The organism is Synechococcus sp. UW105 (assembly GCF_900473935.1).
Taxonomy (GTDB): domain Bacteria; phylum Cyanobacteriota; class Cyanobacteriia; order PCC-6307; family Cyanobiaceae; genus Synechococcus_C.
Genome location: NZ_UCNN01000007.1, coordinates 83,493 through 101,598, shown reverse-complemented (window position 1 = coordinate 101,598; position 18,106 = coordinate 83,493). Strand labels below are relative to the sequence as shown.

The window sequence follows — 18,106 nt, the reverse complement described above, 5'->3', positions numbered from 1 at the left end:
AGGCAGGAGGAGGGTGGGGGATCAGGCAGCGAAGCCTTTGGACTCACTCTCGTCTTTGCTGGCTGAACGCTGGTCGATTCGCTCGAGGATGTAGGCCTCAGTGGCGCGGAAGTTGGGCACCGAGCGCATTTCCAGGCGGGAACCGTCAGAGAGCACCAGAACCATGTCGCCCCATGCTCCGAAGCCGCGGGGAACGCAACGCAATTCACGGATCTGGCTATAGACCACTTGACTGCGGTCTTTTCCCTTCCAGCCACCGCTCACGGAAACACGACGGCTGGTGATCTGGAAGCGCAACCACAGTGCGCGGACAATGGCTCCGACTGCGAATGGAATGCCGATCAGGGTTAGCCCAAGCAGCAGGTTGAAGATCAGATCGCCAATAGCAGGCCCACCTTCATAGAAGGTGTCTTCCTGAATGGTGGTTGTCATGGAAGCAGTCCCGCGTCTGTGAGCAATCTGTCGCATTCTTCCAGCAACGGAGCCCCCGATTCGACCGCTCCGGGCTTGATGCTGAGGAGAAGCCAGTGGCGTCCTAGCTCTGGTTTGGTCTCCAGCCGCTTGCGCAGGTGGCTGTGAAGTTGGCGGCGTAGACGGTTCCGCACAACGGAGCGTTTACTCACCTTGCTGCTGATCACCACACCGCATCGGCATCGACGGGATTGGGGGGAGGCTTTCTCGGCAGAGGCGATGAAGGGCCTCAGCAAGTTCGGCCTGGCATCGACAATCCGTAAAAGCATGTGTGTGCTGTTCAGACGTCGGCCGTCGCGATGCAAGCGATCAAAACAGCGATGGCCCCGCAGACGCATCGGTGTCGGCAGGACCATCGGTAAATGCTGAGCGAGGTGAGCCGTTGAATCAGACAGCCAGACGAGAGCGCCCGCGTTTGCGGCGGGTGCGGATCACACGACGACCAGTGTGGGTGCGCATGCGCACGCGGAACCCGGAAACGCGCTTGCGTTTGCGGCTGGTGCCACCGAGAGTTCGTTTCGTCATGATGGAATTTCGGCGCCCGGCCTGTCGTCAATTCGATAATTTATCAGTTGGGATGACCGCTCAGAAGCCGTTGGCTCCGCTGTTGTCGATGTCGATGCTCCAGCTTCCGAGGTAACCAGATACCGGCACGTCGCCAGGAGCTTGTGCCAAGGCATTGAATTGGAACATGCCGCCGCTGCTTGGGTTGAAGATTTTCATGACCACGGCATAGGTGCCCCCGGTGGGAACCGGCACGTCTGGGAAGACCTCGATGGCCGTTTGCTTTTCGTTCACTTCAAACACCGCGGGCAGAGTCTCCTCGCATTGGCTCCTGGAGAGCATTCCCCCCAGCTTCATCTTGCAGAGTTTGAGCCCTGAAGGCTTGATCTTGGCGTCGAAATAATCCGGCACCGTGATGGTCAGTTTCAGAATTGCATTTTTGCGGTCCTTGGGGCGGAGCATCAGGTAGTACCTGGCCCTGTCGAGTGGGCGGGTGGAGCTTTGCCAGTAATAGAGCTTCTTGTAGTCCTTGTTGTCCTCCCAGCGAAACTCCAGCAGTGCAGGGGTGGCCTGGGCCTGCACTTCGCTGGGAGGCAGGGTTGGGATGAGGGATGCTGCCCCCAGTAATCCGGTCAGGGTGACCCTTCCGACCATGCCGCCGGTGAGACCGAACCGACGCAGTCTCTGGACACAGGAGTTAGGGGTGGGATCAGACATCTCGTGAAGACGATGGCATCGGCCATCGGCATGACTTGTGTCCTGATTGTCTTGGAGAGTGAGGAAGATCGGAAGAGCCTGGGCCGGCGTTCGAGCTGTCAGTTGTAACCAGATCTGTCTGGCCGCAGCCGAGAGGCCTCGCCAAGGTAGGCATGACAAGGGCTTTGCTCGGCTGGCAGCCAAACGTGGGCGAGGAGCCGGATGCAGCGTTTGAGGTCGCCTTGAACAGCCATTTGTTGGCAATCGAGCAGTGCCACCTCGTCCCATCCCTGCTGGCGTCGGGCAATCGCTGCTGGAAAACAGGCATCGAGATCGGTGGTGACCGAAAACGTCACCGACACAATTCGGTCCGCTTCCAGGGCGTTCCGCTCGACGAGGCAGGTGACCAACTCATGCACGGCCACTTCGATGGCCTCGACGCTGTTGTCACCACAGGTTGTGGCCCCCCGCAATCCCCGTAGGGCCAGTCCGTTGGCGATCGAAGGGCGGGTCATGGGCGATAGAGCCAGAGGGCCTGGCCGCAATGGGACAGCTCTGTCTCAAGCATGTCGCTCAGCCTGTTGACCAGGCTGCTACCTGGCAGTCGGGCCAGCAGCTGTTTCTTTGGTTTGCCAAGGGTGACAGGCTTGCAGTTCTCGTCCAGATCGGCCAATTCCACGGCGAGAGCACGAGCGCGTTCCTCATCGCCCAGTTCATCCACAAGGCCAAGCTCTTTTGCCTGGGCTCCACTGAAAACTCTGCCATCAGCGAACTGACGCACTGCTTCGGTACTGAGCCCCCGGCCTGTCGCAACCGCCTCCACGAATTGGTCATAGCTGCTGTCGATTAAGGCCTGCAGCAACTCCCTTTCCTCCGCCGTCAAGGCTCGGTCAGGGGAGAGGATGTCCTTGTAGGTACCACTCTTGACCGTTTCAAACCGGACCCCGATCCGCTCGAGCAGTTTGGAGAGGTTGTTACCCCGCAGAATCACGCCGATGGATCCGGTGATCGTGCCCGGGTTGGAAACGATTTTCTCGGCTGCGACGCCGACATACACCCCGCCCGAAGCGGAGATGTTGCCAAAACTGGCCACCACATGGCAGCCCTTGTCGCGCAGTCGCAATAAGGCCGCATGGATCTCCTGACTGTCACCGACGGTGCCGCCGGGACTGTCGATGCGGAGTAGCAGAGCCGGGAATTCCCGTTGCTCCACCTCCCGTAGTGCCTTGAGAACCCGTTTGCGGGTGGGTGACGCAATCGCCCCTTCGATGGTGATGCGTGCCATCCGTCGCCGGGATTTGCGGCGCCAGGGCCAGACCATATTCGTCAGTCGTTATCGATCAGATCTTAAAAAGGAGCCTGTGATCTGCCGCCATGGTGTCGATTCGCCTCGGGCTGCTGATGGTGTTGCCCTTCGCGCTCTGGGGAACAGCCATGGCGGCGATGGCTCCATTGCTCGAATCCGGTGGCCCGGAGTTGGTGGCGGCTTTGCGCCTGGTGCCGGCGGGTATTGCCCTGCTTCTGGCGCTGCCAGCGTTGGGTGCGTCATGGAGGATTGCACCTCAGGACCGGATCTGGTTCGTTGTGTTCACGCTGATTGATGCCACTCTGTTCCAGTTCTGTTTGGCCCGAGGGTTGCGGGAAACAGGCGCCGGCCTTGGCTCTGTTCTGATCGACTCCCAGCCCCTGATGGTGGCGCTTCTGGCCCGAAGCCTGTTCGCCGAAGCGATCAATCCGGTGGGTTGGTTCGGTTTGATGCTGGGCCTGGCGGGGATTGTTTGCCTTGGGGTTCCCACCGATCTGCTGCGTCACTGGTGGCTGCTGGGAGACGCCGTTCCCTTCTCTGGTCTTTGGGAGGGCGGTACTGCCTGGATGCTGGCCGCGGCAGTGGCCATGGCTTTGGGGACGGTCATCAGTCGCTATGCCTGTAGCGCCAGTCATCCCGTCAGTGTGACCGGGTGGCACATGGTGTTGGGTGGACTGCCCTTGCTGGTTTGGCATCTTGCGGATCCGGCCTATCCCCTTGTCCCTGAATGGGGCTCAGGCCAGTGGTTCTTGATGGCCTACGCCAGCCTGCTGGGCAGTGCTGTGGCCTACGGATTGTTCTTCTGGTTTGCCACCCATCGTGAACTCACCGCTTTCTCCAGCCTCGGATTCCTCACCCCGCTGTTTGCGCTTGCCTCCGGGGGTGTGTGGCTGGCTGAAAGGTTGGCGCCGCTGCAATGGGTCGGTGTTGTGTTGGTCCTGCTCTCTGTGGTGCTCGTGAGCATGCGTCGGCGCTGGTGGGAGCACGGGCCCTCGGCGGTGATTGGAGCAGCCGGAGGGTCTGGAGGATGACCAGCAAGGAGAGATCGTGCCGCCCGATGGATCTGGTCTTAGTCAGTACACCGATCGGTTACCTCGGCAGTGGTCGAGGTGGTGGCGTGGAGCTCACTTTGGCGTCTTTGGTGCGTGGCCTTCTGGAGCGGGGGCACCGCTTGACTTTGGTGGCAGGGCAGGGTTCCGCCCCCCCCGTTGTCGATCAGGACCTTCGCCTTGAGTCCGTGGTTGGCGTAGATCAGCCGAGCTGGCAGCACCTTGAGCGCCAAGCAGCTGTGGTGATTCCCCCTGATGGTCTGCTGCCGCGACTGTGGCAGAGGGCCTTAGCCCTGGGGCATGAGGCGGATGCAGTGCTGAATTTCGGCTACGACTGGCTGCCGCTCTGGCTCACTCCGCAGGTGCCTCAGGCTCTCTTTCACTTGGTGAGCATGGGATCAGTGTCCACAGTGATGGACGAGCAGATTGCTGCTCTCGCCTGCTGGGATCAGCGTCGTCTCGCCTTTCATACCCAGGCCCAAGCATCAGATTTTTCATTGCCCGCCCCCCCCAGAGTGGTCGGCAATGGTTTCGATCTCAGCGCTTATCAATTCCAATCCGGTGCCGATGGCCCACTCGGTTGGGCTGGTCGGGTTGCTCCCGAAAAAGGTCTTGAGGATGCGGCTGCCGTAGCCGCAGCGTTGGGTGAGCCGCTGTGGGTCTGGGGGATGCGTGAAGACGAGGCCTACGCCAAGCGCGTTGAGGCCGGGGTCCCACCAGGCACCATTCATTGGCGTGGCTTCCTTCCCACCGACGCCTTGCAGAAAGAGCTTGGGTGCTGCAGGGCTTTGATCAATACACCGAAATGGAATGAGGCCTACGGCAATGTGGTGGTGGAAGCCATGGCCTGCGGTGTGCCTGTGGTGGCCTACAACCGCGGTGGACCTGGTGAACTCGTTCAGCATGGTCTGACCGGCCTACTGGTTCCGCCCGATGACGTGGATGCGCTTCGGCAGGCAACCGTGCGTGCAGCCAGCCTTGAGCGTCTTGCCTGCCGACGCTGGGTCGAGACCCATGCCAGTCAGGACGTCTTCGCTGAGCGTGTGGAGGCCTGGATCAGGGCAGGTCTAGAGACCGAGGATGGCAGCATCTCCTGATGACCAGCTCCCCTGAGGCCGTGGCCACCGTCGCTTCCCCCCATCTGACGCCGCGTCAGCGACGTCGCGGGCTGCTGTTGGTGCTTGTTGTTGGTCTGTTGATCTGCTTCTGGCAGCTCGGAGGCAATGGCTTGGTGGATGAAACTCCACCATTATTTGCGGCGGCTGGACGGGCGATGGCTCGCACCGGTGATTGGCTCACTCCCCGTGTCAATGGACTGCCTCGCTATGACAAGCCTCCCCTCGTGTATTGGTTGATGGGATTGGGGTACTCCCTCCCAGGCCAGTCGGAGTGGGATCCCTTAGGGACTTGGGCCGGTCGTTTGCCGTCCGCTCTCGGCACGCTGGGCACGTTGCTGATGCTGGCTGACACGTTGCTGCGCTTTCCGCAGAGCAACGATTTCACCCCACGTCGCACAGCCCTTGCGGCCGCCCTTGCCTTCGTTCTTTCACCTCTGGTGTTGCTTTGGAGCCGCACCGCCGTCAGTGATGGGTTGCTATCGGGCACTCTTGCCATCAGCCTTCTCTGTCAATGGCGCTGTCATGCCTCGGGAGGGCGTCGGTGGTGGCTCGCCTGGATTGTGCTCGGCCTAGCCGTGCTGACGAAGGGCCCTGTGGCCGTGGTGCTCAGCGGTATCTCACTGGTGTTGTTTGGGCTGGCCCGCCGCAATCTCGGAGCACTTTGGTGTGAGCTCCGTCCATTACCGGGTCTCGCAATCACTGCCCTGATCAGCCTCCCTTGGTATGCCCTGGAGTTGCTTGTGGAGGGCCAGCCGTTCTGGGACAGCTTTTTTGGATACCACAATTTTCAGCGGTTCACCTCTGTGGTGAACAGTCATCTGCAGCCCTGGTGGTTTTTTGTTCCGGTGCTGCTGATCGCCGCATTGCCGTTCACCCCCCTCGTGCTGCTTGGCCTCACTCAGGTGGTGCAGGGGCTGGTGCGTCGACGCCCACCTTCGACACCTGATCAGAGCCTCCAGATGTTCGCGGCCTGCTGGTTGCTGGCGGTGTTCCTGTTGTTCACCACTGCCGCCACCAAGCTGCCGAGTTATTGGCTGCCGGCCACTCCTGCTGCAGGCTTGTTGATCGCCCTGGCTCTGCTCCCGGATCCCAGTCGATCGCGTCGTGCCCAGAGCTGGTGCTGGCTGGGATCGGTGCTCCTGGCCTTGGTGTTGGCGGCGGGGCTTTGGGGTGCAGGTCTCTGGGTGCCCCTCATCGATGATCCGGAGATGCCTACCCTCCCCGCTGAGCTGCTGGCCAGCGGCTTCGTTCTGAGGGCTGCGGTGTGCCTCAGTGTCGCTGTGGTGCTTGGTGCCTGGCTGTGGTGGCGCCCCCAGCCTGGAAGGCTGTTGGCCATGCAGGGGCCCCTGGTGGTATTTCAGCTTGTGGCTTTGGTCCCAATGATGCTGTTGGGAGACAGGGTGCGACAGGTCCCCGTTCGCCAGGTGGCCGAAGCGATCGTGCGCGAACGTCAATCCGTCGGTGTGGAACCACTGGCGATGGTTGGAGCCATGAAGCCATCGCTGCACTTTTATACCGATCAGGTGGTGATTTATGAGGGGATTTCTGAGGCGGCCTTGGTCAATGTCGTTGATCGATTCCGCTCCGAGATGTCCCGTCGCGGTTTTCGCGGCTCGAGTGTGGAAGAGCAGCCCACAGCCCTTGTGGTGATCGATGGTCGGACGAGTGAGTCGGAGCATTGGCAGGCACTGCAACCGCAGAAGCTGGCGAGCCATGGCATTTATCGGCTCTGGCGAGTGGATCGCCGCCGTCTGGAGGCCCGAGCCAGGCAGTTGCGTCAGCAAGGCGTGACCCCTGACTGGCGGGAGCCCAGACCTGAGCGCTACTGAGAGTCCGTCGGGGTGATGGCTGCCAGTTCGCTTCGTCTGCAGAAGCCGCAATGGCCCCAGAGGGCCATCTCACCTGCTGGCGAGGGGCGCCCGCAGCGGGGACAGGTCTCCATGCCGTGGACATCAATGCGGCTGGGATGACGGGCCCAGACTGCTGCTTCGCTTTCCAGGTATGGTCTTGGCTGGCTGTGGTGCTGTTGGATGCGGAGATCCTTAATGGCATGGCCTGCAGCCCGCAGGGAGGCCAGCAGCTGGGGTCGGCTATAGAGCAGGGCTTGGCGCCATTGCGGGTGGCTGGCTCCCACGATCAGAACGTCGCCCTGAAGATTGAGCGGCCGGCAATGGGGCGCCAGTTGTGCGCCAGCCAATTTGGACCAGTCTTGCCAGATGGCCGCCAGTGAGCCGTCACGTCGCCACTGGCTTCGCAATCTCTCCAGGCAGGCGCTGAGGGACTGGGCCGGGGCGGGCGGCGGTGGTTGCAGCAGTTCCCCTTTGCCGAAAGGGCGACGCTGGGATTTTGGGGCCCGTGCCATCGCCGTTGCCGTCCTGGTCCGTGCTGTGGTTTGTGGATCGTAGGTGGGATGACGTGGCTGTCTCGCTAGCCTCCAGCTGCTGCCCTTCTGTGCTGACCTCCACCCATGGGTTTCTTCGATCGGCTGAGCCGCTTGGTCCGTTCCAATGCCAATGCTGCGGTGAGCAGCATGGAAGACCCGGTCAAGATCCTCGACCAGTCCGTCGTTGACATGCAGGCGGATCTGGTCAAGTTGCGCCAGGCCGTGGCAATGGCGATCGCCAGCCAGAAGCGACTCCGCAATCAGGCTGAACAGTCTGAGGCTCAGGCCCGCACCTGGTACGAGCGTGCTGAATTGGCGCTGAAGAAGGGTGAGGATGACCTGGCACGGGAAGCACTGACCCGTCGCAAGACGTTCCAGGAGACAGCGACCTCTTTGTCATCTCAGGTGAAGGGCCAGGACGCTCAGGTGGAGACCCTCAAGAAGAGCCTGGTCGCACTTGAAGGCAAGATCGCCGAGGCCCGAACCAAGAAAGACATGCTCAAGGCTCGTGCCCAGGCGGCGCAGGCCCAGCAGCAGCTCCAGAACGCCGTCGGCACCCTCGGCACCAACTCCGCCATGGCGGCTTTCGAGCGCATGGAAGACAAGGTGGAGGCGATGGAGGCCAGCAGCCAGGCGGCTGCAGAACTGGCTGGTGCTGACCTCGAAAGTCAGTTCATGGCCCTGGAAGGCGGTAACGATGTGGACGACGAATTGGCCAGCCTGCGCCAGCAGCTTGCCGGCGGTCCTGAGGCCGTGGCTTTGCCCGCCGGAGAGGCGCCAGAGGTCAAGCCAGTGAAGGTGTCTGAGGTGGATGCCGACCTTGAAGAACTGAAGAAATCGATCGACAAACTCTGAACCTCAGCCTTGATCTCTGCCCAACCCCCCGCCTTGATTCATAGGATCGGGGGGCGTTTTACAAGCTGCAGTGGGCCAAGCCGTGTCTGACTACACCGATGCAACGTTCGCTTCAGAGGTGTTGCAGGCAACATCCACTGTGTTGGTGGATTTTTGGGCTCCCTGGTGCGGCCCATGCCGCCTGATGGCTCCCCTGATGGACTGGGCTGCTGAGACCTATGCCGACAGGTTGCTAGTCGGCAAGATGGAGGTGGATAGCAATCCCGTCACCCGAGACGCTTATCAGGTGCAGGGCATTCCCAGTCTGATCCTTTTCCGTGATGGCAAGGAAGTTGCCCGTCAGGAGGGAGCGATTGCCAAGCCCCAACTGCAGGCCTTCCTGGATGCTCACCTCTAAACGACTGAAACGCCTCGGAAGCGGCGTTTTCGATCGCAACGATCAGCGCAAGCAGCGTTATCGCACGAGTGCAGCCGAAGGTCACCAACCTCTCGTGGATCTCTCGCTGGGCTCCACGGATTTGGATCCACCAGCGGTAGCGATCAACGCCATGGCTTCGGCCCTGGAACTCCCTGGAAGTGCCACGTATTGCCTGCATGCGGGCACGCGTCCACTGCGAGAAGCGGTGGTCGATTGGTGTGCCCACCGTTTTGATGTGACGGTGGATCCCGACCGGGAAGTGCTTCTCTTGGTCGGCTCCCAGGAGGGAACAGCCCACCTCCCTTTGGCTGTTCTCAATCCTGGAGATGCCGGACTGATCCTTGATCCCTGTTATCCCTCCCATCGCGGTGGCCTGTTGCTCGCCGATGCGGTGATTCGCTCTCTCCCTCTGCGCGTTGAACAGCAGTGGCGCCCCTGTTTCGACAGTCTCAACGCCAGTAGTTGGGACCAGTTGCGGCTGATGGTGATGGGCTTTCCCCACAATCCCACCGCTCAAGTGGGTGAGCAGGCCTGGTTGGACGAGGGGATGGACCGCGCCAAACGTCATGATTTGGTCTTCGCCCATGACAATCCCTACGTGGATCTGGCTCTGGACGGTGAGGCTCCAGCTCTGCTGCGCACGCATGGATGGCGTGAGCGAGGTATTGAGTTCTTCTCCCTTTCGAAGGGTTGGTGCATGGGAGGTTTCCGGCTGGCCTTCGCCGTTGGTGCTGAGCCGTTGATCACGGCATTGCGCCAGCTCAAGGGTGTGGTCGATTTCAATCAGTCGCTCGCCTTGCAGCAGGGCGCGATCGCAGCCCTGTCTCAAGCCCCTGACTGGCCTCAGCAGATTTTGCCTGTGTACCGCGAACGTCGGGATCGAACACTGGCTGCCCTCACTCGCCTTGGCTGGCAGGCCCCTTGCCCGTCGATGGCTCTCTACCTATGGCTGCCGCTACCCGATTGGGCCTCTGCCTCCGATTGGGATGACGAGCAACTGGCCGCGGCCTTGCTGGAGCACACCGGACTGGCACTCACGCCTGGGTCGGGGTTTGGCGATGCCGGTTTGAATTGGCTGCGACTTGCGTTGGTCAGGCCGGTGGAAGAGCTGGAAGCCGCGGTTGCTCGCTTAGAACCCTGGTGGCGCCAGCAGTGTTGATGCCAACTGGGGGTGCTTCCCTGGCTCGGCTGCGCAGACAAAGCGGGGCTCCGCCTTGGCAGTTGCGTTGTTTGCCTGTGTGTGCGAGCACAGAGCAGGTTTTGAGCGACTGGTTGCGTTTGCATCCTTGGGACGGAGTGCTCCCCCGGGCCGTCATTGCCCGTCGTCAAACCTTGGGCCAGGGTCAGTGGGGGCGTCGCTGGCAGTCGCCTCCTGGAGGTGTCTGGCTCAGCGCCGTATTGCCCTGGTCAGCGCCTTGCTCGGCGCCAGGGATCTTGGGGCTTGCGGTGGCGGTGGCGCTGGCGGAGCGCTTGGAGGCCTCCGGTGTGGCTGTGCTGATCAAATGGCCCAATGATCTCTTGGTGCAGGGCCGCAAACTCGCAGGTGTCTTGCCACGCATGGTCGTCCGCGGCAGCAAGGTTCGTTTGGCTCGAGTCGGTGTGGGTCTCAATGTCGTCAATGCGGTGCCGCCTGGCGGCATTGCATTAACGGAGATTCCTTCTGTTCAAAGACTTCAGCAGCTCCACTGGACGGCGGAGGTGCTGGCGGCTCTAGACCATGCTGTCTCCCTGGTGGCAGACCCCGAGCGGGTCTGCCATGCGACTGAGATGCGGTTGTGGACGCGACAGGTGCAGGATCCCCGCAGTGGGGAAAGCTGGAGCATTGAGGGGCTAGCGGAGGATGGTGCTCTGCGTTTGCGTCAGGGAACCCGGACGAACACCTGGACTCGTTGGAACGATGCCCCTGTTGCGGATCTCTAAAGTCTTGCTGAACACAATTGGAGTCGGGCTGTGCGTTGGCTCGCGGCTGCCTGGCTGCTGACTGTTCCCGCTGGGGTGCCCCTTCATCCTTCTGGCCCAGTGCGGCCTCCGGCGAATCTGCCCGCGCCGCAATCCCCTCTGCGCTTTGATCATTCGCTCGAAAATCTCGAGCGCAATCAGGTGATTACACCTGCTGAACGCCGTGAGCTCGAGGGTGATGCCCCGGGACTGCCGATTGATGTTCCGCGTTTTCAGCAAGCCTGTCGCAGTGGGGCCCTGTCCCGTCAGGAGTGTGCTTCAGGGGTCGCGATCCGGGGCGGGGCCGGTCGCCGACTGGCGGCGCGAATTGCTTGGCGCGAGAGAGGTGGCGCTGGCTTGCCCACCACGCTGCGGCGGGGCAGGGATGGCCGTCCCCTGCCTCCGATCACCGTGCCAGTGTCTGCCCTGCTCGGGGGCAGCGGTTTTCGACTCGAATCGGTGTTTTCTGTCACCCCGAGACCCTTGCCGCTTGTGGGGAACGGTGATCGTCGCTTGCTCTTCCCGATCATCGGTTCCGCGATCACCACCAGCGAGTTCGGTTGGCGCCTGCATCCAGTTTTTGGTGAGTGGTTGATGCACGCTGGCAGGGATCTAGCAGCCCCTGAGGGCACGCCTGTGGTGGCAGCCCTGTCTGGCAGCGTCGCCAGTAGCGGCCTGGCTGGTGGCTATGGCATCGCGGTGGAGCTGGAGCATGCCAATCCGAAACGGCGCACCCTTTATGGCCATCTGTCTGAGCTCTATGTCAAGAGCGGGGACCGGGTGCGGCAGGGTGAGGTGATCGGCCGGGTGGGAAGCACGGGCATCAGCACCGGACCCCATCTGCATTTCGAGTTGCGCAAGCCCCATGGCTCTGGATGGGTGGCCACCGATCCTGGCGATATGGACCTCAATCCCCTCACCGGTGAGGGTGGCGATGCCGTAGCAATGCTGGTGGGCCAGCTGCTGGACAGCCTCAGGTCTCCTGACTCGAGGCGTCACGAAGGATGAATCCCACACCTCGCACGGTGTGGATCAGTGCCGGTAATTCAGGCGCTTCAATCTTTTGGCGTAGATAGCGGATATAGACGTCGAGCAAATTGTCGTCGCCGTAGAAGTTGTCGCCCCAGACGCCGCGCATAATCTCCGCACGTTCCAGAACCTTGCCGTCGGCACGCATCAGGAACAGAAGCAGATCGTATTCCTTGACGGACAATTGAATTTGCCGGTCGCCGCGGCTGACATCGCGGGTGCTGGTGTCGATCCTTAGATCACTCATTGTGAGGACCACCGGCTCTCGCCCTTGCCCCCCTCCAGAGAAGGTCTGGGCCCGGCGTTGCATCGCCCTCAGGCGAGCCATCAGTTCCTCGATCGAGAAGGGTTTGATCAGGTAGTCATCAACCCCGGCATCCAGAGCTGTGACGCGATCGGCGATGTCGTCGTGGCCCGTCAGCATCAGGATCGGGATGGTGACGCCACTTCGCCGGATGCGCTGACAGATGTCCACACCGGAGAAGTCGGGCAGGTTCCAGTCGAGAACAATCAAATCAGGGGCCGGTTCAGACCGTGCCTTCACCAGGCCGGACGCTCCATCGCAGGCGATATCGACGTCATAGCCCTCGACATCCAGTTCAAGCTGAAGCAGTTCGGTGAGCTTGGCTTCGTCGTCCACCACGAGGACGCGCAGACGTGGTGTTGACGGGTCTGGCATGCAGGCTGCAGGCGCCTCTCCCCAAGTTAAACAGGCTGAGAAGCCCTGACCGAATTCTCAGTTATTGCTGATTCCTGGAGATGTTGTCCACACGGCCATCTCGGAAGAAGGCCACGGTTTCGGCGCGGGCAGCAACCTCATCCTCATGCGTGACAAGCACAAGGGTGATGCCCTGGCTGTGCAGGTCATCGAAGAGATCAAGCACGTCCTCGGTGGTGCGGGAGTCGAGAGCTCCTGTGGGTTCATCCGCAAGCAGTAAGGCCGGTTGGTTGATGATCGACCTGGCGATGGCAACCCTCTGCTGCTGGCCACCAGAAAGCTGGTTGGGACGGTTCTCCAGTCGTTCCGCTAGCCCGACACGGTCAAGGGCCTCGGCAGCTCGACGGCGCCGTTCTGCTGCTGGCACCCCGGCATACACCATGGGAAGCATGACGTTTTCCATGGCCGTGGCGTGCGGGAGCAGATGGAACTGCTGAAACACGAACCCCAGTTGCTGATTGCGCAGATCGGCGAGATGGTCATCATCAAGCTGTTCCACTGCCACGCCGTTCAGCAGATATTCACCTGTGCTGGGGCGATCGAGACAGCCGAGAATGTTCATCGCCGTGCTCTTGCCGGATCCGCTGGCGCCCATCACAGCCAGGTAATCGCCTTGTTGAACGGTGAGATCAAGGCCATCAAGGGCCCTCACTTCAGTTGCACCCTGGCCGTAGATCTTTTTCACGCCCGTCAGACGGGCGACTGGATGGCCGGGGTCAGCGGTGGAGGGCTCAGCCAATCGCTTTCTGACTAGCGATGGCGATTGCCTGCTGCAGCAGCGGAGTGCCGTCAACGGCACTATTGGCCCAGCGGAAGATCGGATCGGAAAGAATGCCTCCCACTGCAGTGACAATCACGCAAGTCACCAGGGCGAAGCGGAGTGGGGGTAGGCCGATGGTGTTCCAAGTCACCTCTGGATAATCCTTGACCACGTCAGAGGCCTCTTGGGGCTCCTTGACCACCATCATCTTGATCACCCCGATGTAGTAGTAAATCGACACCACGGAGGTGATCAGGCCAACCACCACCAGGAGATACTGGTGATCGGCCCAGCCGGCGAAGAAGAGGTAAATCTTGCCGAAGAAGCCAAGCATCGGCGGGATCCCTCCCAGAGAGAGCAGGCAGAGGCTCAGTCCGAGCGTGATCAGGGGATCCTTTTGGTAAAGACCGGCGTAGTCGGAGATTCGATCACTACCGGTACGGATGGAGAAAAGGATGATGCAGGCAAAGGCGCCCAGATTCATGAACAGGTAGGCAGCCATGTAAAGGACCATGGCGGCAAAGCCTTCTTCGGTGCCACACACCAGGCCGATCATCACGAAGCCCGCCTGGCCGATCGAGCTGTAGGCCAGCATGCGCTTCATCGAGGTCTGGGCCAGCGCCACCACGTTGCCGAGGGTCATGCTCAGCAGGGCTAAGACTGTGAACAGCAGCTTCCACTGGGTATCGAAGGAGCCGAAACAGCCCACGAGGATGCGCAGTGCAAGGGCAAAACCTGCTGCCTTGGACCCCACCGAGAGGAAGGCCACCACCGGAGTTGGTGAGCCTTCGTACACATCAGGCGTCCACTGGTGGAAAGGCACAGCAGCAATTTTGAACGCCACTGTTGCCAGCACGAACACCAGGGCAAGGGCTGCCAAAGGCGATGGACTATCGATCAGAGCAAGACCGATGGTTTCGAGGCTGGTGGAGCCGCTCAGGCCATACAGCAGGGACGCGCCGTAAAGGAACACGGCCGCAGCGGCTGAACCGACCAGCAAATATTTCAACGCCGCTTCCGAGCTGCGGGCGTCCCGCTTCATGTAGCCCGAGAGCAAATAACTAGCGACTGAGAGGGTTTCCAGCGAGACGAATACGCTCACTAGATCGGTGGCACCGCAGAGGAGCATGCCTCCCAAGGTTGCCGCTAGGAGGATGGCGGCGTATTCACCAACGGGCGTACCGCTCTTTTCTGCGTATCTCCAACTGATCAGCAATGACAGCAAGGTGGACATCGCCACCACCGCCCTGAAGGCGATGGCCAGTCGGTCGGAGAGAAAGGCCCCGAGGAAAGAGGGCTCCAGAGGTGCATTCCACTGCAGGGCCAGCAGCACAAGGGCAGCACCAAGGCCTAGGTAGCAGATGGGAGGGACCCAACGGATGGCGACGCGTTCACCAGCCAGGTCCACCAGAAGGGTGGCCAGCATGGCCAGCAGCACTGCCCCCTCCGGGGCAATGGCTCCGGCATTTAGCGCCAGATTCAGCAATTCGCCCGGCGCGGGCATGGCCTGGGTGGAGAGAAGCAGTGCACCCAACTCGGGCATGGCGCTCGCGGGATCAGACCTGTTCGGATGACTGTAGCCGCGCTGCCGGATCGACCTGCTTGAGGCCATGAAAACCTGTCCATTCGCTGCAGTTGGTTCGACGGTGCGATAAAGAAGGGAACGGTTACCTCCCGCCTGTGGCGAACACCCTGGTCATCGTCGAGAGCCCCACCAAGGCCCGAACCATCCGTGGTTTCCTCCCCAAGGGCTACCGGGTTGAGGCCTCGATGGGTCATGTGCGCGACCTCCCCAACAACGCAAGCGAGATCCCAGCGGCCCAAAAAGGGCAGAAATGGGCCAACCTCGGTGTCAACACTGAATCCGACTTCGAACCCCTCTATGTGGTTCCGAAGGACAAGAAGAAGGTGGTGCGCGAGTTGAAGGACGCGCTGAAGGGGGCGGATCAGCTCCTCTTGGCGACTGATGAAGACCGGGAAGGGGAAAGCATTAGCTGGCACCTGCTCGAACTTCTGTCGCCCAAGGTGCCTGTCAAGCGCATGGTGTTCCACGAGATCACCAAAGAGGCCATCTCCCGGGCTCTGGATGACACACGAGAGCTCGATATGGAGCTTGTGCATGCCCAGGAAACTCGCCGGATCCTCGATCGCCTTGTCGGCTATACCCTTTCCCCCCTCCTTTGGAAGAAAGTGGCTTGGGGGCTTTCCGCCGGCAGGGTGCAGTCGGTGGCTGTTCGCCTTCTCGTGCAGCGTGAACGGGCTAGAAGAGCGTTCCGCAGTGGCAGTTATTGGGACCTCAAAGCAAGGCTCAGCCATTCCGGCAGCAGTTTTGATGCCAAACTCAGCCATCTCGGTGGTCAGAAGATTGCCACCGGTAACGATTTTGATGAGAGCACAGGAGCCCTGAAAAAGGGGAGTGCCGTTCGTCTGCTCAGTGAAGACGAGGCCCGTCTCCTGGCCGACCAAGTGCGCAGTGGTGACTGGTGTGTCGAGGCGGTGGAGGAGAAGCCGACGGTGCGGCGCCCTGTTCCGCCCTTTACCACCAGCACCCTGCAGCAAGAGGCGAACCGCAAACTGCGGCTTTCCGCACGGGAGACCATGCGCTGCGCGCAGGGGCTCTACGAACGAGGGTTCATCACCTACATGCGCACCGACTCGGTGCACCTATCCGAACAGGCAATTACGGCTGCTCGCAGCTGTGTTGAATCCCGCTACGGCACGGAATACCTCAGCAAGGCAGCACGTCAGTTCAGTACCAAGGCTCGGAATGCCCAGGAGGCTCACGAAGCGATCCGCCCGGCCGGCGAAAGCTTTCGCTCTCCGTCTGAAACGGGACTTGAGGGGCGGGATCTTTCGCTCTACGAACTGATCTGGAAGCGCACCGTTGCCAGTCAGATGGCTGAAGCGCGGCTCACGATGATGGCTGTTGAGCTTGCGGTTGGCGAAGCCCGCTTCCGGGCGAACGGCAAACGGATTGATTTCCCAGGCTTCTTCCGCGCTTACGTCGAAGGCAGCGATGACCCGGATGCGGCCCTTGAGGGGCAGGAAGTGCTGCTGCCTGCACTGAAAAGTGGTGATGCCCCAAGTCCTCAGGAGGTGGAGGCACTCGGTCACCAGACCCAGCCGCCGGCTCGATTCAGCGAGGCATCCCTCGTGAAGATGCTTGAGAAAGAAGGGATTGGCCGTCCGTCCACCTACGCCAGCATCATCGGCACGATTGTTGACCGCGGTTACGCCAGCCTGCAGAGCAATGCCCTCACCCCCAGCTTCACTGCCTTTGCTGTGACGGCTCTTCTTGAGGAGCATTTCCCCGATTTGGTGGACCCTGGCTTCACGGCTCGGATGGAAAACACTCTGGATGAGATTTCCCACGGCAAGGTGCAGTGGTTGCCTTATCTCGATGGGTTCTACAAGGGCGAAAAGGGCCTTGAGAACCTCGTCCAGCAACGGGAAGGAGACATCGATTCCGGGACCTCACGCACGGTGGATCTCGAGGGTCTGCCCTGTGTGGTGCGCATCGGACGTTTTGGGGCCTATCTCGAGGCCAAGCGTGTTGGGGAGGATGGCGAGGAGGAGTTGCTCAAAGCAACGCTGCCGCTGGAAATCACTCCTGCTGACCTCGATGCCGAGAAGGCTGAACTCATCCTCAAGCAGAAGGCCGATGGGCCTGAAGCCCTGGGTGAGGATCCTGAGACCGGCGATTTGGTTTATTTGCTGTTTGGTCAGTACGGCCCCTATGTCCAGCGCGGCCAGGTGAGCGATGAGAATCCCAAACCCAAGAGGGCTTCGCTTCCCAAGGGTGTGAAGCCCGAGGACCTCTCCTTAGACGATGCCCTTGGGTTGCTGCGCCTCCCCCGCCTGCTTGGCGAGCATTCGGATGGTGGCAAGGTGCAAGCTGGCCTCGGGCGTTTCGGACCCTATGTGGTGTGGGACAAGGGCAAGGGCGAGAAGGATTACCGCTCGCTCAAGGGGGAGGACGATGTGCTGAGCGTGGGCCTGAGTCGGGCTCTCGAACTGCTGGCCATGCCCAAGCGTGGGCGTGGAGGTCGCACCGCTCTCAAAGATCTCGGCAAGCCCAAGGGCAGTGATGAATCCATCCAGGTGTACGACGGTCCCTATGGCCTTTATGTGAAACAGGGCAAAGTGAATGCCTCCTTGCCGGAGGGGAAGGGGGCTGACGACATCACCCTGGAGGATGCCGTTGAACTGCTGGAGGCCAAGGCCGCGGCCAAAAAGACCTCCCGACGCAAAACGACGACCACCAAAAAGGCTGCTGCTAAGAAGCCGGCGGCCAAGAAGCCACCGGCGACCACCAAAACGGGTCGGCTCCGCGCCAGTGCCGTGCGCGTGATCAAGCCTGGAGATGCCTGATGGTCCAGGCCCGTTCTGGCCTCTTGATGGTGGCGCTCATGCTCCTGCAGGCCTGCGGGAATAACCCTGTTGGCCAGAAGCTTGCAGACAGTTTTGATGCACCGTCCACACCCGCTGCCGGCACCGCGTCGGTGCCTTCAACCTCTGCATCTAGCGGCGAGCCATCACCGCAGAAGCCCCGTCCCCAGCCGTTGAAGTCAACGCCAGCGGAGGGGGCTTCTGCGGATAGCAAGGATGACAAGCCAGCCACTGCGGTGCCGTCCCGAGCGGTGGTGAGCCAGGCGCGCCCCAAGCCAGCGACTCCTCAGCCTTACAGGATCACGATTCGACTGTCGGCGGCGGATCCTTCCGCTCCGGCTGAAGTGGTGACCAGGTCCCTGCGGGAGGCCGGCATTGAATTTGAAGTGGAGAGGATCGAGCGCATTCAGCCCCCTGCCACCCTGCAGGTGACCCCGGATCGCCGAGGAGCGAAACCTTGAGCCGGCCTGTC

At 61.2% G+C, this 18,106-nt stretch carries 20 protein-coding genes; 10 read left to right on the top strand and 10 right to left on the bottom strand.

From position 1 onward, the window contains the following. Window positions 1-21 precede the first annotated feature (21 nt). The 6 genes from DXY16_RS01970 to sppA form a co-directional block, all read right to left on the bottom strand. Window positions 22-432, bottom strand: a complete 411-nt coding sequence (locus DXY16_RS01970) for a PH domain-containing protein (protein ID WP_115119061.1) — start codon at window positions 430-432, stop codon at window positions 22-24. Then, entirely contained in the window at window positions 429-827 is a 399-nt protein-coding gene (gene rnpA, locus DXY16_RS01965) for a ribonuclease P protein component (RefSeq protein ID WP_115119059.1), read from the bottom strand. The genes DXY16_RS01970 and rnpA overlap by 4 nt, the downstream gene beginning before the upstream one ends. Before the next feature lie 31 nt (window positions 828-858). Next, the gene (rpmH, locus tag DXY16_RS01960; RefSeq protein WP_115018477.1) at window positions 859-996 is read right to left on the bottom strand and encodes a 50S ribosomal protein L34; all 138 of its coding nucleotides are present in this window, start codon (window positions 994-996) and stop codon (window positions 859-861) included. A gap of 60 nt (window positions 997-1,056) precedes the next feature. Then, entirely contained in the window at window positions 1,057-1,692 is a 636-nt protein-coding gene (locus DXY16_RS01955; RefSeq protein WP_115119057.1) for a DUF2808 domain-containing protein, read from the bottom strand. A 98-nt stretch (window positions 1,693-1,790) separates the two neighbouring features. Next, complete coding sequence (aroH, locus tag DXY16_RS01950) at window positions 1,791-2,186, bottom strand: chorismate mutase (protein ID WP_115119055.1); 396 nt, start codon at window positions 2,184-2,186, stop codon at window positions 1,791-1,793. Next, window positions 2,183-2,992: a signal peptide peptidase SppA gene (gene sppA / locus DXY16_RS01945; RefSeq protein WP_115119052.1), complete on the bottom strand. Its 810-nt coding sequence runs from the start codon at window positions 2,990-2,992 to the stop codon at window positions 2,183-2,185. The genes aroH and sppA overlap by 4 nt, the downstream gene beginning before the upstream one ends. Before the next feature lie 53 nt (window positions 2,993-3,045). On the opposite strand from sppA, the gene DXY16_RS01940 reads away from it, so the two are divergent. The 3 genes from DXY16_RS01940 to DXY16_RS01930 are packed head-to-tail and all read left to right on the top strand — an operon-like array spanning window position 3,046 to window position 6,973. After that, complete coding sequence (locus DXY16_RS01940; protein ID WP_115119050.1) at window positions 3,046-4,008, top strand: DMT family transporter; 963 nt, start codon at window positions 3,046-3,048, stop codon at window positions 4,006-4,008. Window positions 4,009-4,034: 26 nt separating this feature from the next. Beyond that, a complete protein-coding gene (locus DXY16_RS01935) occupies window positions 4,035-5,123 on the top strand; it encodes a glycosyltransferase (RefSeq protein WP_244281492.1) in 1,089 nt (362 codons plus the stop codon). After that, window positions 5,123-6,973, top strand: a complete 1,851-nt coding sequence (locus DXY16_RS01930) for a glycosyltransferase family 39 protein (RefSeq protein WP_115119046.1) — start codon at window positions 5,123-5,125, stop codon at window positions 6,971-6,973. Before DXY16_RS01935 ends, DXY16_RS01930 begins: the two co-directional genes overlap by 1 nt. Here DXY16_RS01930 and DXY16_RS01925 read toward each other — a convergent pair. Continuing rightward, a complete protein-coding gene (locus DXY16_RS01925) occupies window positions 6,967-7,506 on the bottom strand; it encodes a DUF721 domain-containing protein (RefSeq protein WP_115119044.1) in 540 nt (179 codons plus the stop codon). The two genes, DXY16_RS01930 and DXY16_RS01925, sit on opposite strands and share 7 nt — an antisense overlap. Window positions 7,507-7,611: 105 nt before the next feature. On the opposite strand from DXY16_RS01925, the gene DXY16_RS01920 reads away from it, so the two are divergent. The 5 genes from DXY16_RS01920 to DXY16_RS01900 all read left to right on the top strand — a co-directional run bounded on the left by DXY16_RS01920 (window position 7,612) and on the right by DXY16_RS01900 (window position 11,746). Then, complete coding sequence (locus DXY16_RS01920) at window positions 7,612-8,382, top strand: PspA/IM30 family protein (protein WP_115119042.1); 771 nt, start codon at window positions 7,612-7,614, stop codon at window positions 8,380-8,382. A gap of 70 nt (window positions 8,383-8,452) precedes the next feature. Continuing rightward, entirely contained in the window at window positions 8,453-8,779 is a 327-nt protein-coding gene (gene trxA, locus DXY16_RS01915) for a thioredoxin (RefSeq protein ID WP_115018493.1), read from the top strand. After that, window positions 8,766-9,959, top strand: coding sequence for an aminotransferase class I/II-fold pyridoxal phosphate-dependent enzyme (locus DXY16_RS01910; RefSeq protein ID WP_115119040.1), 1,194 nt, complete (start codon window positions 8,766-8,768; stop codon window positions 9,957-9,959). The genes trxA and DXY16_RS01910 overlap by 14 nt, the downstream gene beginning before the upstream one ends. Then, window positions 9,959-10,720: a biotin--[acetyl-CoA-carboxylase] ligase gene (locus tag DXY16_RS01905; RefSeq protein ID WP_115119038.1), complete on the top strand. Its 762-nt coding sequence runs from the start codon at window positions 9,959-9,961 to the stop codon at window positions 10,718-10,720. The genes DXY16_RS01910 and DXY16_RS01905 overlap by 1 nt, the downstream gene beginning before the upstream one ends. Window positions 10,721-10,750: 30 nt before the next feature. Then, a complete protein-coding gene (locus tag DXY16_RS01900) occupies window positions 10,751-11,746 on the top strand; it encodes a M23 family metallopeptidase (RefSeq protein WP_115119036.1) in 996 nt (331 codons plus the stop codon). Here DXY16_RS01900 and DXY16_RS01895 read toward each other — a convergent pair. From DXY16_RS01895 to DXY16_RS01885, 3 genes are all read right to left on the bottom strand, one after another. Beyond that, window positions 11,712-12,446 (bottom strand): response regulator transcription factor, encoded by a 735-nt coding sequence (locus DXY16_RS01895; RefSeq protein ID WP_115119034.1) that lies wholly within the window; start codon window positions 12,444-12,446, stop codon window positions 11,712-11,714. The genes DXY16_RS01900 and DXY16_RS01895 overlap by 35 nt on opposite strands. Window positions 12,447-12,507: 61 nt before the next feature. Further along, window positions 12,508-13,224 (bottom strand): ABC transporter ATP-binding protein, encoded by a 717-nt coding sequence (locus tag DXY16_RS01890; RefSeq protein WP_115119032.1) that lies wholly within the window; start codon window positions 13,222-13,224, stop codon window positions 12,508-12,510. After that, window positions 13,217-14,788 (bottom strand): NAD(P)H-quinone oxidoreductase subunit N, encoded by a 1,572-nt coding sequence (locus DXY16_RS01885; protein ID WP_115119030.1) that lies wholly within the window; start codon window positions 14,786-14,788, stop codon window positions 13,217-13,219. The genes DXY16_RS01890 and DXY16_RS01885 overlap by 8 nt, the downstream gene beginning before the upstream one ends. 137 nt (window positions 14,789-14,925) lie before the next feature. On the opposite strand from DXY16_RS01885, the gene topA reads away from it, so the two are divergent. Both topA and DXY16_RS01875 read left to right on the top strand, forming a co-directional pair. After that, the gene (gene topA, locus DXY16_RS01880) at window positions 14,926-17,616 is read left to right on the top strand and encodes a type I DNA topoisomerase (protein ID WP_115119028.1); all 2,691 of its coding nucleotides are present in this window, start codon (window positions 14,926-14,928) and stop codon (window positions 17,614-17,616) included. After that, a complete protein-coding gene (locus tag DXY16_RS01875) occupies window positions 17,616-18,095 on the top strand; it encodes a hypothetical protein (protein WP_115119026.1) in 480 nt (159 codons plus the stop codon). The genes topA and DXY16_RS01875 overlap by 1 nt, the downstream gene beginning before the upstream one ends. Window positions 18,096-18,106: the final 11 nt, after the last annotated feature.

Excerpts from the sequence above, each read along its gene's own strand:
- DXY16_RS01940 (WP_115119050.1), top strand. The coding sequence starts at position 3,046 with ATGGTGTCGATTCGCCTCGGGCTGCTGATGGTGTTGCCCTTCGCGCTC.
- rpmH (WP_115018477.1), bottom strand. The coding sequence starts at position 996 with ATGACGAAACGAACTCTCGGTGGCACCAGCCGCAAACGCAAGCGCGTT.
- DXY16_RS01925 (WP_115119044.1), bottom strand. The coding sequence starts at position 7,506 with ATGGCACGGGCCCCAAAATCCCAGCGTCGCCCTTTCGGCAAAGGGGAA.
- DXY16_RS01935 (WP_244281492.1), top strand. The coding sequence starts at position 4,035 with ATGGATCTGGTCTTAGTCAGTACACCGATCGGTTACCTCGGCAGTGGT.
- DXY16_RS01895 (WP_115119034.1), bottom strand. The coding sequence starts at position 12,446 with ATGCCAGACCCGTCAACACCACGTCTGCGCGTCCTCGTGGTGGACGAC.
- DXY16_RS01970 (WP_115119061.1), bottom strand. The coding sequence starts at position 432 with ATGACAACCACCATTCAGGAAGACACCTTCTATGAAGGTGGGCCTGCT.
- DXY16_RS01955 (WP_115119057.1), bottom strand. The coding sequence starts at position 1,692 with ATGTCTGATCCCACCCCTAACTCCTGTGTCCAGAGACTGCGTCGGTTC.
- DXY16_RS01885 (WP_115119030.1), bottom strand. The coding sequence starts at position 14,788 with ATGCCCGAGTTGGGTGCACTGCTTCTCTCCACCCAGGCCATGCCCGCG.
- DXY16_RS01910 (WP_115119040.1), top strand. The coding sequence starts at position 8,766 with ATGCTCACCTCTAAACGACTGAAACGCCTCGGAAGCGGCGTTTTCGAT.
- rnpA (WP_115119059.1), bottom strand. The coding sequence starts at position 827 with ATGGTCCTGCCGACACCGATGCGTCTGCGGGGCCATCGCTGTTTTGAT.
- aroH (WP_115119055.1), bottom strand. The coding sequence starts at position 2,186 with ATGACCCGCCCTTCGATCGCCAACGGACTGGCCCTACGGGGATTGCGG.
- DXY16_RS01905 (WP_115119038.1), top strand. The coding sequence starts at position 9,959 with ATGCCAACTGGGGGTGCTTCCCTGGCTCGGCTGCGCAGACAAAGCGGG.
- sppA (WP_115119052.1), bottom strand. The coding sequence starts at position 2,992 with ATGGTCTGGCCCTGGCGCCGCAAATCCCGGCGACGGATGGCACGCATC.
- DXY16_RS01930 (WP_115119046.1), top strand. The coding sequence starts at position 5,123 with ATGACCAGCTCCCCTGAGGCCGTGGCCACCGTCGCTTCCCCCCATCTG.
- DXY16_RS01875 (WP_115119026.1), top strand. The coding sequence starts at position 17,616 with ATGGTCCAGGCCCGTTCTGGCCTCTTGATGGTGGCGCTCATGCTCCTG.
- DXY16_RS01920 (WP_115119042.1), top strand. The coding sequence starts at position 7,612 with ATGGGTTTCTTCGATCGGCTGAGCCGCTTGGTCCGTTCCAATGCCAAT.